Here is a 16985-nt window from a genome sequence, read left to right as displayed (position 1 = left end):
ATGACAAATGACGACCCTCATGAGTTAACTTTATTCGTGCCGATCTATTTTTCCACAGAAGAATTAGATTTGTGATGTGCGATCGCTGTTGGTTTTTCTTGCTCGTAATATTTTTTTGTGTCTCCCTGCCATTGGTTCAGTATATCTTTGATCAAAACTTCTTTGATCCAAATTTGCAGCACAATCACTAAGGGAATAGCTAGGAATACACCTAATAACCCGAAAAAACTTCCGAAAATTACGACTGCTACCAAAGTAACTGCTGGTAGTAAAGACACCTGATTTTCCATGATTAAAGGCACTACAATCAAGCTTTCAATCTGCTGAATGATAAAGTATAATACTACCACTAAAACAGCTTTCCAAGGGGTATCAAGTAACGCCAGTAGCAGGGGTGGAATGACACTCAAGGTGGGGCCAACATTAGGGATAAACTCTAATAATCCTGCCAAAATTGCATTAATTAGCGGTAGTCTCACTCTTAAAATTAATAACCCGATATAGCTCAAGAACCCGATGAGTAACATTGTTAAAAGTGTGCCTTTGATCCAACCTTTTAAAGAAGTCTGGCACTCAGAAAGAATCTCATCCACTCGCCGACGGTAAAAAGCAGGAAATAGCATTATAAACCCCCGTCGATATGGTGGGGGATTTGTTAATAACATGATTGTTAAAACAAGGAAGAATAAAAATGTTAAAACAACAGTCAGTGAGCTACTGATTAACGCAAAAAAGTTGTTAAGCAGTTGATTTAACCAAGTTTGCAAACCTTGAGTGAGATAAGTGAGACCGCGAACTTCCTCTACCCACTGTGCCGGAATTTTATTTTGTAACCATTCATTCCACAAACGTATTCGTTCTGAGACTGTAGGTATAAGGCTAGTTAATTCTTGTAATTGGTTAATAATATTTGGTACAACTAGTGCGAAAAAGCCTATTACAATGACCAGTAGAAGAATTATTGATATAGCAATGGCAAAGCCTCGCTTGATGCGAAATCTTTGTAAAAATTGCACAAGCTCGTTTAAGACTGTTGCCAATACTACCGCAGCAAACACTACCAGCAGGATTTGCCGGATTTGCCATAATATGTAAACAGATATGATGACAGCAAATAAACCAATCAATTGCCCGAAGCGCACAAGCCTGCCTCCATGTTCTCGCGATTTCAGCAATTGCGCCGAATTTTTATCTTTTAAAATTACAGTGTTTTTCTATTTAATAAAGCCCCTCAAAGACTGATTATTCTATCAAGGTGTTATCTCTATCTTTAGATAGATTTATATGGAATTTTATTCTTGGCATTACCAAAGAAAAAAGGACGCAAGGTTATAAAAAGATGATTTGTGAAAGTTGTTTTTTTGAACTAACCACAAATAACGCAAAGTACACAAAGAAAAGATGCACACAAAGATGAGCGCGAATGATTTAGAATTGCTATGGCAAGCTAAACTTGTAACTAAAGATAGAGTACCAGTGACCAAGACTTGATTATATTGCTTGTAATGTAGAAAGTAAAAATTTAGTTATGGCATCACAATCACAACTTAGTGGTGTAGAGCTAATCGAATGTGCCAAAGCCAATGCTACAACCGGGGTTGCAATTGCAGCACAAAGCTGTGGCTATGGTGACGATATAGATACATTTATGCAAGAACTAAAGCAAGCGTGTCTTGGTATTGGTGTGGAAATAAATGAATTGCGTGATTTGATTACAGATCAACAAAAAATCCGTATCAAAGGTGGAGTAGAAATTAGACCAGATACTTCCTCAATATTGTAAGTATAACATTTAGGATTTTTGTTAAAAAAGGCTAGCCACATTTTATGCGGTTAGCCTTAATTGCTTTTAATGCAAGTTATTAATTAACGTCCTTTTGCAGAAATTAGCCGTTCTTCATAGGTTCTAAATGTTGCAGAACCTTCTTGGCTCATATCATAGAAATACGGCTCTTGTTGATAGTCGTAACTGTCACGGTCGTAACTTGACATTGTAGTGGATGTTGAAATTGATGGACGATAAATCGATCTCACGCTTTCTTCATAATCGCGGTCGATCGCCAAGTCTTCCGTGAATTCTGGCAAGTCTTCCACTTGTTGTTTGGTAAGCCCTGGAATAGTTACACGCCGTTGTGACTCATCGATGCTTGCTATACCAATGGGCAACAGTACTTTCTTGCCAAATACCCAAAAGCCAGTATCAATGATTAGATACCGGAAACGTCCTGTATCTTCATCGACTAAAATGTTTTGCACAGAACCAACTTTCTCGTCGTTGCTGCCATAGACATCAAAATTTTTGATGTCTATATTATCAAGAACATCTTTGTAATTAGGGTAATAGGTGTCAAGTTTAACTAAAGCCATATCTACCCTCCAAACTATCTTAAAATTTGCAACATAAATTTGCAAACACCGTCAATATCAAATTGCTTGCCTTTAATTCTCAAGTGAGGCGCTTATTTTTAAAACTTAACTAGACTAGATTGCCAAAAAGGTAAATTGAAGAGTGCAAAATTGAGTTGCTCACTGTCACTCTCTGCACTTTCCCTGAGTTCCAAGGGTCAGCATTTGAATATCTGCTATCTTCTTTGTTGCTCTAATACACACAGTAACTACTATAGTTGTATCGAACCTCTATCAGAGGAAAGTATATAAAGTTAAGAAACTCTATCAAAAGACATAGGGGATATTACTTGTCCTACTGTAAGGGTAAATAAATAGTGAATGTGGCTCCCTCACCGAACTTGCTATTAGCAGTAATGCTACCTCCGTGGGCTTCGATAATGCGTTTGGCGATCGCCAAGCCTAACCCCACTCCCCGGCCTTTACGAGAGCGATCGCCTGTGTAGAATTGCTCAAAAATCCGGGGAAGATCGCTGTCTTTTATTCCTTGGCCTTGATCGCGGATTGTCACAACTGCTTGTTTATCTTGCTTGTACCCAGTGATGAATATTCGGGAATTGGGGGTTGAATGCTTAATGGCGTTATCCAACAAGTTGAGAAATGCTTGCAACAGCCGTTCTGAATCACCCTGTACTTGCAAGTCAGCTACGTTTACATGGGCGGAAATTTGCGAATTTTGCATCCGCGTTTCCACTGCCCTGACTGCACGGCTAATTAAACTAGCAAGCGGGATATTTTGTTTCTCTAGGTGTGTCACCCCAGCTTCCAAACGTCCCAAATCCAGCAGATCGCCAATTAGCCGTGAGAGTCGTTTGGTTTCGTCTTCTACATTTTGGAAAAAGCGATCGCGCACCGCCGGATCGGAAGCAGCTCCACCACGGAGGGCTTCAACCGTCACCAAGACATTACTGATGGGAGTGCGGAGTTCGTGAGAGACGTTTGCTAGAAATGCCCGTCGTTCTTGGTCGAGTGAAGCCAAGCGTTCACTCATACGATTAAGTTCTAGTGCTAACTGATCCAACTCGTTGCTTTGGCGAATGTGCAGCTTATCGCCAAAATGACCGCTACCTAGGCGAATCGCAAAGTTTTTCATAGTCTGAATTGGACGGGAGAGGCTGCGTGCCAGCCACTCGCTAATCAAAGTACACAGTAAAATTGTAAAGACCAACGTTCCCAGCACTGTCCAAATGACTATGGCGAACTGGCGTTGAAATTGTTGCAGGGTGATAGACATTCGCAATGCACCCAGTAACTGACCGTTACGCACGATCGGCTGAGCAATAAACAGCCTGTCATCGTTAGACAAAACTCCCTTTGCCAAACCTTGCACTTCTCGTTTTTCTAGGGCTGCACTTACTCCAGGTACTGCTAGCCAGTTCTTCACTTGTCGGTCTTGCTGAGGGTTAGATGTAGCGATAAGTTGACCTTTGCTATTAAAAACACGTATTGTAATGGTCTCAGCTGCACCGTAGCGCTGCATGAGTAGCTCTACTCGTTCGCGCTTATTTTCCTCCAACGAATCAGCGACACTCTCAGCGATCGCAGTACTCCAATTGTGCATTTCTGCCTGCCTCGCTTTCATGAAATAAGCATAGAATGACCAAAGGATGTATCCTGCCATGAGCGAGGTTCCCAAGGTTGTCAGCAGCAGGTAAGTAGCTAAGAGCTTGGTGTGAATGGAATTCCACTTAATTTTTGGTAACCAACCCATCATCAATTAAGATTGCTTTTCTGCACGACGGCGCAGCACTGCTTTAATGCGTGCCAATAGTTCGCGAGTATTGAATGGTTTTGTGACATAATCATCTGCTCCTGCCTCTAACCCCCAAATTTTGTCTATGTCTTGGTCTTTAGCAGTCAGCATCACAATTGGCACGTCAGAAAAAGCGCGAATCCGCCAACAAACTTCCATGCCGTCAACCTCTGGCAGCATCAAGTCTAATAATATTACGTCTGGTACTTGCTTGTGAAAATGTTTGATTGCACTGTGACCATCTGCTGCTGTTGTGACGGTATAGCCTTCTTTTTGCAAGGTGTAAGAAAGGCTTTCTCGCAAAGCTTCTTCATCGTCGACTAATAATACGTGGGGCATGCTTCCTCTAAGACTAATAACTTCTAGAAAATTTTAGTGTAATTACCATTTAATGCCATAGTGTAATATTTAAAACATCCTTCTCAGGATACAAATTCATCTCTCAACAGGTCGCGGTATTAGATACCCCATCCTTGTTAAAGGTGGGGGAAGCGCCCTTAAATGCCGGACGCAGGAGAATCCCTACTCGGCATTGGGTATTGGGGATCGGGAAATTACTTATTCCCTATCCCTAATCCCCACTAAGAGCGGTCGTGGGGGCCGGTGAGTTCCCCAGTCCCCTTCAATCCTGACCTAAAGCTTTAATGACTCGGTGATACCGCTCTTGCACATCGTTGCGGTCTTGTTCTTCCGATAACGCTGCTTGGCTACCTCGCAATATCATTTCTGCATGGCGGCGTAAGGCTGCCCTGTCTTTAGAAGAGCTGGCGTAAGGAGCTATTTGAGCGATCGCTTCCAGCAAGCGAATTGTCACTGCTACATCTTTTGTGCTGTATTGGCGAATTTGGTTAAAGGCAGCATCAACTAAATCTGCATACATCACTGGCTCAGCAATTATACGCAACTTGTTATTGTCATCATAGCGATAGGGAGAGGGAAAATCCCTTTGGGCTAAGCGGGAAAGTCCAGCACTAAGCTGGTCAATACACCTAATGGCGGTGAATGGATCGTTAATCCCAGGAGAAATGGCACGGAGGGCGATCTCAACTAATTGATTGATGGGAAACTCTACATCTTGCTGTTCAGTGCGTTCTCTACCAAGAATAAAGGCATCATTAATTTCTTTGTGTAGAGACGCGCCATGGCGCGTCTCTACACGGCGCGTCTGTTGATTCGCAGATTCCTCAGGCCAAACCATAGCCAAAACGCTGCCTGGAAAAACAAACTTGCCTGGTCGAGACTTGACGCGCACAAGCAGATTGTGTTTACTAGCAAACTTAATCAATTTTTCGTCATCAATTGCTTGCACATACCCCTTACCAGTAGCTGTGATAGGGTGAGCTTCTGAGTCAAAATTAAGAGGAATTTCCGCAACCTGGCGTTTGCGTTCCGGTAAACTGCGCCCGATTCTTTCGGGAAATAGCCGTTCAATCGTACGGTCTAAATCGGTACTAACTTCAGAAATAACATGCGATGCCTGAATGATTGTCGAAGCGTGATCGATAAAGTAAATTAGTACGGCGATGCTGATCAGCGCCAACAAAATGCCGATTGTCACCGATATCTGCGGTACAAATTCGTCTTGTCCATCTTCTCCCCGAACTGTCCGCAGTACCAGCAAGGAATAAATAAAAGTAGCTATAAATGTACCTAAAACTACCTGATTACCCGTGTCCTGCATAAAATTACGGAGCAGGCGAGGGCCGAAATTGGAAGAAGCGAGTTGGAGGGCAACGATTGTAATTGAAAAAGCTGTAGCAGTAACGCTGATAAGCGAACCAGCAACGGCTGAGAGCAGACCACGCGCACCATCCGGCCCACCAGTGTAAATCCAGCCCCACTCTTCAAATGGCCCGTAATAGCCAGCTCGATCAAGAGTCAACATTGCCAACGCCAAGGCGATGGCGATCGCTGCCATAATTGTTGGGACGAACCAGTAGCTAGAATGGAGCGAGTCCCAAAGCTTGCTCAGCTTGATGTTATTCATAGTTCGCCGGGAGTAGATGAGCCGTTGTTTTGCGATCGCATTTCAGCGAGTTTTCTGAGCGAACCACTGATGCTGCGAGGTTTCGGCACTTCACCCCGACCAGCAGGCCAGCCTTCGCGTTGACGAGTGCGATCGCCATCCGTCTCTTCCGTTTGGTCGTGGAAGAGAATTTGCTGTGTGGGGAAAGGCAAGTCAATACCGTTAGCCATCAGTTTCTTCTTAATGTTAGTCAAAACCCGATCTCGCGCATCCAACGCATCAGCACGTCGCGGTGGTTGAATCCACCAACGAGCGCGGATATTTACGGTACTCTCTGCTAATTCCATTACCAGTGCATCTGGGGCAGGTTCTGCCAAGACTCCTTCTGTTTCGTGCATCGCTTCCAGAATTAACTGCTTGGCTCGATCAATATCATCCCCGTAGCCAATACCAACATCGTACTCGATGCGACGATGATCGAACGCAGTATTTACTTGCACAGAATTTGTGAATAATTCTGAGTTAGGAATCACAATCCGCCGACCGTCGTAGGTTCTAATTGTAGTTGCCCGTGTCTCGATGTTTTCAACCGTTCCTTCAAAATTCTTAAATACTATCTGGTCATCAATTTGAAACGGTTCTGTCAGCAAAATCAAAATCCCTGCTAGGAAGTTTTGCAGAATGTCGCGAAAAGCAAAACCAATCGCCACCCCACTAATTCCCAATAGCTGCACCAAATCACCCGCTCTCAGGGTAGGTATCACAATCGTCAGGGAGACAAACAGACCTAATAAAACTGTCGCACCCTGCGCCAACCGTCCCAACACCATTCCCAAATTGCGAGCATGGCGACGGTTACGAGTTAATCGCTTCACTAACTGCTTAATTGTCCTAGCAACAAAGAAAAAGACGGCAAAAACAATTAACGCTAAAACAATGTTTGGCAGCAGGACAAAAAAACCATTAACCATCGCCTGAACCTTTTCCCAGGCACTTGATATCTCTGCGTTCATCCCTCTACTCGCTCGTCAGTCGTAGCTGATGATAGCCAAAAATAAAAGAGTGAAAATCTACCTGAGGGCTTTTAATTGGTGTAACGCGAGGAAGATTGTATTTGGCACTAAAGCTCTTTGTGTCTTAGTGTCTTCGTGGTTCAAGATTTTTTAACCACCAAGGCACAAAGACACCAAGTATTCTCAGACTATTGCTAAACGATAGTGAAGGCAGATTGTTGCAGAAGATTGGCATTGACGCCGTTGAGAAGGGCTAAAGTTTCGTTTTCAATCCCAATGATTGTATTGTTACCAGATTGGGTGATAGATATTTGCCCGAAGCTCAAGCCGCCTGTAAGACCAATGAAATCTTCACTGATGTTGAAGTCAACAATGGTGTCGGAACCTTCACCTTCTGCTAAAACAAAGGTATCGCGATCGCTTCCTCCAAAGAGAATATCATTTCCCAGACCGCCGCGTAGCGAATCGTCGCCAGCACCAGCCCAAAGTAAATCGTTGCCTTCTGTACCAATCAATTGGTTGTTGCTGTCATTACCGACAATGAGAGCATTACCAGCGCCATCGTTGAAGACAATATTTTCCTCAGAAGTATTGCCATTACCAGATGATGGATTCTCTAATACGGTATCAGTACGGAAGTCAAGATTTTGGATGCGCGTATCTTCCTCTGGAGAAACATCTTCCAGATCAAATGGAACTTCGCTAAAGTTAGCGGCTAGATATTCTGCGAAAGCATCTTGTTCGGAGTAGTCCGGTGCAAAGGTTGCTGCACCTGTGCGCGTACTGGGGTCGGGATTGTCTGTATCTTCTGTTACCAAATCTAACCGTTCTGTGTCGGGGAAGGTATAGCCATCGCCTCCGTTTGCTAAGAAGTTGAGGGTAACGGTGCGGAAGGTACGAGTGGAATCGCCGACTAACTCACCATTTTCAACGACAACATCAAGAATGTTGCCTTCTCGATCTTGCACTGCCAGAGACTGGACGCGATCGCCTGCTGGCAAATCAGGATCAAAGCTAAACGCCAATCCCGATACTTGTGGGAAGCGTCCGGGTGTTGCTCCTTCCTCTGTCGCCGCTACGCCATGCTCAATTACCCCTAAGAGTTCTTCTGCGGTTAGGGTTACTAGTGTTAATTCATTATTGAAACGCAGGGCATTAGCAATGTCGAGTTGGGAAATATCTCCCTCTTCTTTACCTGCGATGGGGTTAGCTTCGGTGGGAGCTTTAATTGCATCTTCGGGGTTGGTCGAACCAGGAGGAAAGGTAAACACACCAATGTTATCACGGATACCACCACCATTTTTAATGGAGATAACTGCATCAGGATCGATTTGCTGGGCAACTGCTAAGTTAGCATCGGCTGTTAAGTTACCTAAATTCGTTTCTTGGGTACGAACATCGCCGCGCGTACCGTTGAGAAAGACACTTGTTTTACCGAAAATATTCCCGTCTTGGGCAACTATCACTTCCTCAAGAGTATCCGTGATTTCCACTATTTCTGTGTCAGGAGTACCATCAACAGCTACAACTCCTTCCTCGTCGGTAGCGTAAGCACCACTGATATTGGGGTCAACGCTATCGGGAATAATCACTCCGTTTTCGTCAAAGTCAACAACCAGACGACCGACATATTTATAGTTACCATCGGTGTTGACCACAGCCACAGGATTACCATCAGCAGCTGTCTTTAGAATCGGGTAAGGGCCTTCTACTTCGTCTCCAACTCGCAGGCGATCGCTCTCATCGGCTAGCAAGGTGTTGGAACCACCGGCGACGATGATATCTACCCCAGTCAGTAACTCTGCTAGCTGTTGCTCTATGCTAATTTGTTGCATATGAGCTAGCAAAACTACTTTGTTAATTTCTGGGTTGTTAGTCAAAAGCTCATCAACAGAAGTTTGAATTTCTGCTGCGAGTGCTGCAACATCAGCCGGATCGCTATCATCAAAGTCTTCTGGTAGTACGGTTACACCACCGGGAGAGGAAATTGTCCGCAGTGTGGGAGTTGTAGCACCGACAACACCAATCTTTTCACCATTTACGGTAATGATAGTGTTGCCAGCAATACTGTTGGGAATTTCACTGGCTTCTTGTCCGTCTTCAGTGACTAATGCTGCCAGATCTTCATCAGTACTGAAGTCTAAGTTGGCGCTGAGATAGGGAAAATTAGTTCCAGGGTAATCTTCGTCAGCTTTGATTAAATCTGCAACTGTGCCAGTACCTAGGTCAAATTCGTGGTTGCCAAAAGCGATCGCATCAAAGCCCAGTTCGTTTTGAATTAAAATATCTCCTCGACCCTGACCGCCAAAAGCCGTTTCACTGGCAAAGAAGAACGGGCTGGGAATATAGGCATCTCCTGATGAAAGTACTAAGGTGTTAGGATAATCGGGGTTGCCATCACTGTCAGCGTCCTGATTTTTAAGGGCGTTGAGAACTGCGGAAAAGTTGGGCGCATCCTCTAAAGCTGGAACACCTGCTTCTTGATCGGCGGCGTGCAACAGCTGGAGTGTGAAAGCAGAGGTTGATGGTGCTGGAACCTTAACCTCGTAAACTGTCGTTGAACCGCTAACTTCATTGGCAACAACCAGCAAAGGTTGACCGTTAGGACTATCCTCCGCAGAGATGAAAGTTAATCCTTCTGGCCCGAGGTCGCCTACTGCTGCTAACTGTTCTGGTGTGGGGGTGGGGTCTCCTTCTTCGTCAACATCAAACTCAACGCTGAAGTCGCGGGGGTTAATATATTGAACAAAGCTGGGGTGAGTTGGTTGGGTGATATCATAGACCATGACTCCGCCAACTCGCTCTAGACCGATAAATGCGTATGTGCGATCGCCAATAACTCCTGTCACCACTCCCTCTGGTTCCGGGCCTTTATCGTCACTGCGGCTATCAAAGGAGTTGTTACTATCGTTGTTAGAGTTGAAATCTTTGGGTAATAGTTGAGCCGTAAGCCGTTCAAATTCATCACCGCTATCGTAAACGAGGTTTCCCTGACTGTCCCAGATGGCGAAGGAACGACCCCCAAAGCTGTAAAGTTCATCAAAATCCCCGTCGCCATCCGTATCGCCTAAAGTATTAGTTACCAACAGGCGTCCTAACGTTGCATCTGCTTGCAGTGCCTCTGCAACCGGGAAAGCTTCAGGGTCTAGTGTCAAATCTTTGACTCGCACCTCTTCGCTAAAAGCGTCATAATCACGGGAATCGCCTTCATTGGCGGTAATAATGTAATTTTCACCAGCAATTGCAAAAGTGGCGATCGCATCAGGTTGATAAATACCTTTGACAGGCCAGTTACGGATGTTAATCTCTTCATCGCGATCGCTGGCATCAAAAGCATTGGATTTCGGATCGACAAGATTTTCGTTAGTCAGCCCTGACCCTACAATATTATCTCCAGACAACTCATAACTTTGTAGCGAAGAGGCGTAAAGACTATGGTCTTTGAAGCCGAGGGGCAAAATATCAGTAACAGTACCGCTTTCTATGTCAACTACTGCCAAGGCGTTATTTTCTTGCAATGCTACCCAGGCAGTTTGAGAATCTGGGGAAATCGTGATATATTCTGGCTCTAGATCCTGAGCAACAGAAGCATTCGGCCCAAAAATGCGAACACCTGCATTTTTCAACTCATGAAGTTGGTGATTAAATGCTTTAAAGTCAGCAGTGGTAACATTGTCTTCGGTGAGGTTCTCTACTCCAGAGGAAATGTCGATAATGCTTACAGAACCTTCTGGGTCAATAGTGTAGTCGTCGTCGGGTTCCCCTTCATTCGCAACTAACACTTTCTTACCGTCGGGAGTGAAGGTTAACATATCAGGCAATGCCCCAACAGTGACAGCATTCAAAAAGTTGCCATCAGTGTCGGTGAAAACGACTTTGCCTGGTTCCTGTGTGTTGTTGTTTTTGATCGCGATCGCTACGATACCATTTTTGATGGCAACACTATTGGCGCTACCACCAAAAGCTGAAGCGTCGATAGCAAATAGCTTAGTCGGATTGCTGGGTTCACTCAAATCCAACACATCGACTGTTACATTTTCAGCGTTAACTACAAACAGGCGTTGCGAAGTTGGATCGTAAGCTGGAATTTCGGCTGCTCCCTCGTCAAAGATACCCGTTGTATATCTGCCAATTGGCGAAAGTTTAATTGAAGTTGTCATGAGTTTCTAATGACAGTATTTTTATGGTGATTGAAAGTTAACAATGCCACCTGACGAGTTTGTCAACTAAACTACAATAGTGACTTTACGTGTGTAATGTTATTTTTTGATTAAAAAAAGGTAAATAAAAGTTAAAAAGCAGATATTCTTGGATTTTCTTCATTTTTGCAACTAATTCTTTATCTAATCTTTATTGAACTTACATCTCGGAGGCTTTGGCTCCCTACTCACAACGTCCGCGCACTGTGAAACTACGCAAAATTAAGCAAACAATAATTTTTTCTTAAACTTCCAATGAGATTTATGAAGTCAGAAGAGACAAAAAAGAGTTTCTAATTTGACTTCTACTGAACTTGGAGGCATTAATGGCAGATTTGTTGTTCTCGGAATATATTGAGGGAAGCAGTAACAATAAAGCGCTGGAAATTTACAACGGTACTGGTGCTGCCATCGACTTGAGTCTAGAAGGCTACATCATCCAGATGTATTTCAACGGCAACAATTCTCCTGGTCTGACAATTAATCTAACTGGTACAGTCGCAGATGAGGATGTTTTCGTAATTGCCCAAAGTAGTGCTAATGAAGTGATTCTTACTCAAGCAGATCAAACGAATGGCTCGGGATGGCTCAATGGTGATGATGCGATCGTCCTGCGTAAAGGCGGTGTAAATGGCACGATTGTTGATTCTATTGGTCAAATTGGCTTTGATCCGGGTACTGAGTGGGGAAGTGGATTAACTAGTACAGCAGACAACACCTTGCGCCGCAAACTTAGTGTTACAAATGGCGATACCAACCCCTCTGATGTTTTTGACCCCAGCGTTGAATGGGATGGTTACGCCATAGATACATTTGACGACCTGGGAACATATGCAACAAATGGTGGTGAAACGCCCTCGCTGAGTTTAAGTGTTTCTCCTACTAGCTTCTTGGAAGCAGCAGGAAATAATGCTGCGATTGGCACACTCACCCGCACAGTCAGCACAGCCAGCGCACTCACCGTCACCTTAGCTAGCAGCGATACTAGCGAGGCGACTGTTCCCACAACAGTGGAAATTCCCGCTGGGGAATCTTCAGTAACATTTGATATTGCTGCTGTTGATGATGCGATCGCTGATGGTTCGCAAACTGTCACCTTCACCGCTTCTGCATCTGGGTTTACTAACGGCACAACTACCGTTACAGTAACAGATGATGAAACCACTCCCGGGACTATCCGCATTCGTGATATTCAAGGTGCCAGCCACGTTTCACCCCTGGTTGGTCAAACAGTTTCCAGTGTTCCCGGTATTGTCACGGCGCTGCGTTCTAATGGCTTTTATTTACAAGATCCGAATCCTGATAATAGTGATGCCACTTCCGAAGGAATTTTTGTCTTTACCTCCTCTGCACCCACGATAAGTGTTGGTGACTCGGTTTTAGTCAGCGGTACGGTCAGTGAGTTTCGTCCTGGTGGTAGCGATAGCAACAATCTTTCGATCACGCAAATTGGCAGTAACCCAACTATCACTGTACTGTCAAGCGGCAACTCCTTACCTACAGCTACAATTCTAGACAACGGTGGGCGGACAATCCCAACAACCGCGATCGAAGACGATGCTAATGGTAGTGTAGAAACTAGTGGCAGTTTTGACCCAGCCCAAGATGGCATTGACTTTTACGAAAGTGTAGAAGGAATGCTGGTACAGGTTAATAATGGAGTGGCAGTAGGGCCTACCAATGATTTTGGTGAAATCCCTGTTCTAGCTGACAATGGTGTCAATGCAGGCGTCCGCACGACTCGCGGCGGCATTGTTATCCAGCCTGACGATTTCAATCCAGAGCGCATTATTATTGATGATGCCATCATTCCCAATGAGCCACAGGTGAATGTCGGCGACAGTTTCAATGGCTCAGTTACAGGTGTAATTGACTACAGCTTTGGTAACTTTAAGTTACTAAATACTGCGCCTCTGCCAAACGTCACCTCTGGTGGCCTAACTCAAGAGACAACAACTCTCACAGGTAGTGAAGACAAGCTAACTGTTGCAACCTTCAACGTCGAAAACCTTGACCCTGGTGATGGTAGTGATAAATTTACTCGCCTCGCCAGCGCCATTGTCAACAATCTCAATTCACCAGATATTGTCAGTTTAGAAGAGGTGCAAGATAACAACGGCCCTACCAATGACTCTGTTGTCGATGCTAGCCTTACCTACCAAACCTTAATAAATGCGATCGCACAAGCAGGTGGCCCTACTTACGAATATCGTCAAATTGACCCAGTAGACGACCAAGACGGCGGTCAACCAGGCGGCAATATTCGCGTTGGTTTCCTATTTAACCCTGACCGTGTTGACTTTGTAGACCGTCCGGGTGGTACATCCACAACGAATACAACTGTAAGCAATGGTGACTCTGGCCCCGAACTTTCTGCTAGTCCTGGCCGCCTCATTGACACCGATCTCTCAGATGGTGATGCTTTCGAGGATAGCCGTAAGCCTGTGGTTGGCGAGTTTGTGTTTAATGGCAATAAAGTGTTTGTGGTGGGCAATCACTTCAATTCCAAAGGCGGCGACCAACCCTTGTTCGGACGCTTCCAACCGCCAACACTCAATTCTGAAGCGCAGCGAATTCAGCAAGCCCAGATTGTAAATAATTTTGTAGACAGCGTTTTGGCAGCAGATCCTAATGCCAATGTCGTTGTCATGGGCGACCTCAACGACTTCCAATTTTCCAACCCGATCGCAACTTTGAAGGGTAATGTCCTCACGAACCTAATTGATACCCTACCACTTAACGAGCAATACACCTACGTCTTTGAAGGTAACTCCCAGGTACTTGACCACATTTTGGTAAGCGATCATCTCGTCAATCGGTCTGAATTTGATGTTGTACATATCAATGCTGAGTTTGCCAATCAAGTCAGCGACCACGATCCGGTGATGGCAAGCTTCACCTTACCTGAACTGTATAACGAGATACTTGGCACAGCAGGCAATGATAATCTTGTGGGAACAGCTAAGAGCGATCGCATCCAGGGTTTAGCAAAAAATGACACTCTCAAAGGCTTGGCTGGTAACGATAAGCTTTATGGCGATGCAGGTAACGACAAACTTTACGGTGGTGATGGCAATGATATTATCTATGCTGGTCAAGGCAACGATAAAATCTATGCTGACGATGGTGATGATGTAATTTTTGCTGAAGCTGGCAATAATAAAATCGAGTCTGGTTTGGGCTTCGATACAGTATTCAGTGGCAGTGGTCGGGATGCGTTTGTCCTAGCCTCTGGCGAAGGATTTGATCGGATTGAAAACTTTACAGTCAGTCAAGACCGAATCGAGTTAAGTGGCTTAAGGTTTGCAGACATAACAATTACCCAAGGTACTGGCACAGATGCAAATAACACGCTCATCACTGTGACAAATACTGGTGATTTGTTAGCTTCTTTAATTGGAGTGCAAGCTAACACAATCACAATTTCTGTCTTCAGCGTGATTTAATATACCTCTAAAACAGCGAGCGGCGATCGGTTACTTGGTGTCTTAGTGTCTTGGTGGTTAATAAAATTTGTTTTTGAACCACAAAGGCACAAAGACACAAAGTAAATCTTAAGTAGCGTGCGTTACGGCTTTGCTATCACGCACCACCTGACAAAGTTTGTCGCGATCGCTTTAACGTTTGTGACCACAGCTTTAACGTTAGTAACCAATATCTGAATATTAATAAGCAACGTCAAGACGTTCGTAGCAAATGTCTTGATGTTATCTATGGATAGGTTCACGCTAACAAGAAACGTCAAGACTTTCATCAACAAATGTCTTGATGTTAGTAACGAAAGCTGATTTTGGAAGTGCGATCTAATTTTTCTTCCCCATTACCGATTACCGACCTTCACCAAATAAGGCAAAAGTAAAAAGTTAAAAAGCATTCATAAAGAAAAACAAAAATGGTTTAAGCACCATTATTTATTTATGGAAATAAATAAAAAGATTTGTTTCGAGACACGCAGTGCAAGAAACAATACGTCCGTGATTATTTTCCCTAAATTTATTTATGGGGATTATCTTTTTACTTTTTACTTTTTACTTTTTAAAGATACGATCGGTGTTCAAACGGACATGATATTATTCCCGCATCTATGGTTGCCTCGGTAATAAATATTCGTCTTTAGTTACGATCTCTTCCAAGTTTTCTAGCCGGGTTTCCAGCACTTTCATGCGTTCTGCTTGATCTGGTAGCTGCTTCTCCTGTTTGCCTTTGGAACTGTTGACTAAAACGACTGTACTCGCACCAGCAGCAATTGGAGGAGCAGCCATAGCAACAGGATTGCCAGAACCAAAGACGCCGGCGATCGCCATCATGGGAATTGCACTAACCCAGATAGCGGCGATCGTTAATTTAGAGGTAATGTTTAAGTCTTTCATTGGCTAACCTTTTTAAAGAATATCTGACTTTATTCTTTTTCTCTATCGTTATGTAGATTTTTGCCCTCGAAGCCCTCAAGGTCAATCACAAAGCCGAAGTCGTCCTCTTCCTGCTTTTGTATAGGTGCGTTGTGGAATGCCACAATTTCCCAGTCATCAGCTCGTTTCTGCATAACTGTGGAGATGATGTTCTTTGCCCGTTTGTCTGGCTGATCTGTTAGACCAGCTTGGCCTTGAATATGCACAACTGCAAGCTTTGGTGTGAGGAAGCGAGTTTTGGCAACGTCTAGTTGCATAGTCACTTCTCCAAGATTTCCTCCCAAAGAACTGCGATCGCCATCATAAAGTGCCTGGTGAGAGCGAGCATTGTCTTGCCGTGTGATGTTTGGTAAAAATGTACCGTCGATGACAATGTAGTCATGCTCTGCGGCAAAAGCGGAGGCGAACAGAGTACCGTTTCTTGTATTATGACCGTCCTGCATCTTCTGCACGGTTTGACGAATTGCAGCCTCCTCAGCCGAGTTCGAGGTTAAAGGTAATGACATTAGATTACACCTCTATGTGATTTTCTTTTGTCGAGGATAGAATCTTAGTGTTATGGATTCTTAGTATTTGTATGTCTAACCTAACAAATATTTTAGTTAGTAAGTTAATTAGGATGTAAATATTCTTAAACTGAAGTGGAGGTATGAGGTATGTCAAGCAGTCAATCAAAACGTGCTGAGCTGATCGACGCTCTCAGTCAGGCGGGGCGCAAACTTAGCACGCGGACGGTGATGTTTCACTCTGCGATCGCGCAACGGGTAGGGCTGAGTACCACAGACCACAAAGCCCTGGACATCCTAATTAGGACAGGACCTATCACCGCCGGACAACTCGCCGAACTCACCGGTCTCACCACAGGCGCGATCACCGGCGTCATCGATCGGCTGGAAAAAGTAGGCTTTGTAAGGCGTGAGAAAGTCTCGAACGACCGACGGCGCGTGCTTATCCAACCACTAGAAGAGAGAGCCGATCTTGCCATCGCTCCCCTGTTCGACTCGTTTTCACAAGCGATGGCTGAACTTTACTCGCGCTACAGCGACCAAGAGCTTGCTGTCGTCCTTGACTTTATGATCCGGAGCACTACAATACTCCAAGAGGAAACCGCTAAACTCCAGGAGGAAGCAACAGCAGCCCGAAAGCCAGAGCAGGCCGAAGTTACTGAGCGTGAGAGTCATTCTTAAAACTGACGGTCAACCAAAGAAACGTTTTCTCAACTATTCTCCCGTCGGGCTT

At 44.5% G+C, this 16985-nt stretch carries 11 protein-coding genes and 1 pseudogene; 3 read left to right on the top strand and 9 right to left on the bottom strand.

Annotated elements, in window-relative coordinates:
• Window positions 1-44: 44 nt before the first annotated feature.
• Window positions 45-1142 carry an AI-2E family transporter gene (locus tag FIS9605_RS0123960; protein ID WP_026734859.1) on the bottom strand — a complete coding sequence of 366 codons (1098 nt, stop codon included), beginning with the start codon at window positions 1140-1142 and terminating at the stop codon, window positions 45-47.
• 386 nt (window positions 1143-1528) lie between these two features.
• Between FIS9605_RS0123960 and FIS9605_RS0123955 the strand changes: the two genes are divergently transcribed.
• Window positions 1529-1783: a hypothetical protein gene (locus tag FIS9605_RS0123955; RefSeq protein WP_026734858.1), complete on the top strand. Its 255-nt coding sequence runs from the start codon at window positions 1529-1531 to the stop codon at window positions 1781-1783.
• An 83-nt stretch (window positions 1784-1866) separates the two neighbouring features.
• Here the strand turns inward: FIS9605_RS0123955 and FIS9605_RS0123950 are convergent, their stop codons facing one another.
• The 6 genes and pseudogenes from FIS9605_RS0123950 to FIS9605_RS40375 all read right to left on the bottom strand — a co-directional run bounded on the left by FIS9605_RS0123950 (window position 1867) and on the right by FIS9605_RS40375 (window position 11298).
• The gene (locus FIS9605_RS0123950) at window positions 1867-2367 is read right to left on the bottom strand and encodes a PRC-barrel domain-containing protein (RefSeq protein ID WP_026734857.1); all 501 of its coding nucleotides are present in this window, start codon (window positions 2365-2367) and stop codon (window positions 1867-1869) included.
• Between the two features lie 334 nt (window positions 2368-2701).
• Window positions 2702-4117, bottom strand: coding sequence for a sensor histidine kinase (locus tag FIS9605_RS0123945; RefSeq protein ID WP_026734856.1), 1416 nt, complete (start codon window positions 4115-4117; stop codon window positions 2702-2704).
• A 27-nt stretch (window positions 4118-4144) separates the two neighbouring features.
• Window positions 4145-4498, bottom strand: a pseudogene (locus FIS9605_RS37975) (response regulator transcription factor); the annotation flags it as partial.
• Window positions 4499-4781: 283 nt separating this feature from the next.
• Window positions 4782-6146, bottom strand: coding sequence for a DUF2254 domain-containing protein (locus FIS9605_RS0123935; protein ID WP_026734855.1), 1365 nt, complete (start codon window positions 6144-6146; stop codon window positions 4782-4784).
• A complete protein-coding gene (locus FIS9605_RS0123930) occupies window positions 6143-7138 on the bottom strand; it encodes a mechanosensitive ion channel family protein (protein WP_026734854.1) in 996 nt (331 codons plus the stop codon). The genes FIS9605_RS0123935 and FIS9605_RS0123930 overlap by 4 nt, the downstream gene beginning before the upstream one ends.
• A gap of 194 nt (window positions 7139-7332) precedes the next feature.
• The gene (locus FIS9605_RS40375; RefSeq protein ID WP_035140129.1) at window positions 7333-11298 is read right to left on the bottom strand and encodes a choice-of-anchor I family protein; all 3966 of its coding nucleotides are present in this window, start codon (window positions 11296-11298) and stop codon (window positions 7333-7335) included.
• 365 nt (window positions 11299-11663) lie between these two features.
• On the opposite strand from FIS9605_RS40375, the gene FIS9605_RS0123920 reads away from it, so the two are divergent.
• The gene (locus FIS9605_RS0123920; RefSeq protein WP_026734853.1) at window positions 11664-14783 is read left to right on the top strand and encodes a lamin tail domain-containing protein; all 3120 of its coding nucleotides are present in this window, start codon (window positions 11664-11666) and stop codon (window positions 14781-14783) included.
• A 636-nt stretch (window positions 14784-15419) separates the two neighbouring features.
• Here FIS9605_RS0123920 and FIS9605_RS0123910 read toward each other — a convergent pair.
• A complete protein-coding gene (locus tag FIS9605_RS0123910) occupies window positions 15420-15707 on the bottom strand; it encodes a hypothetical protein (protein ID WP_026734851.1) in 288 nt (95 codons plus the stop codon).
• 29 nt (window positions 15708-15736) lie between these two features.
• The gene (locus FIS9605_RS37965) at window positions 15737-16252 is read right to left on the bottom strand and encodes an SgcJ/EcaC family oxidoreductase (protein ID WP_082209847.1); all 516 of its coding nucleotides are present in this window, start codon (window positions 16250-16252) and stop codon (window positions 15737-15739) included.
• A 150-nt stretch (window positions 16253-16402) separates the two neighbouring features.
• Here FIS9605_RS37965 and FIS9605_RS37960 point away from each other — a divergent pair, with 150 nt between their 5' ends.
• A complete protein-coding gene (locus FIS9605_RS37960) occupies window positions 16403-16933 on the top strand; it encodes a MarR family transcriptional regulator (RefSeq protein WP_051470122.1) in 531 nt (176 codons plus the stop codon).
• Window positions 16934-16985: the final 52 nt, after the last annotated feature.

Origin of the sequence: Fischerella sp. PCC 9605 (assembly GCF_000517105.1) — a bacterium.
Lineage (GTDB): Bacteria > Cyanobacteriota > Cyanobacteriia > Cyanobacteriales > Nostocaceae > PCC9605.
Note: the sequence above shows the minus strand (reverse complement) of the source record. Positions and strands in the feature narration are given on the sequence as shown.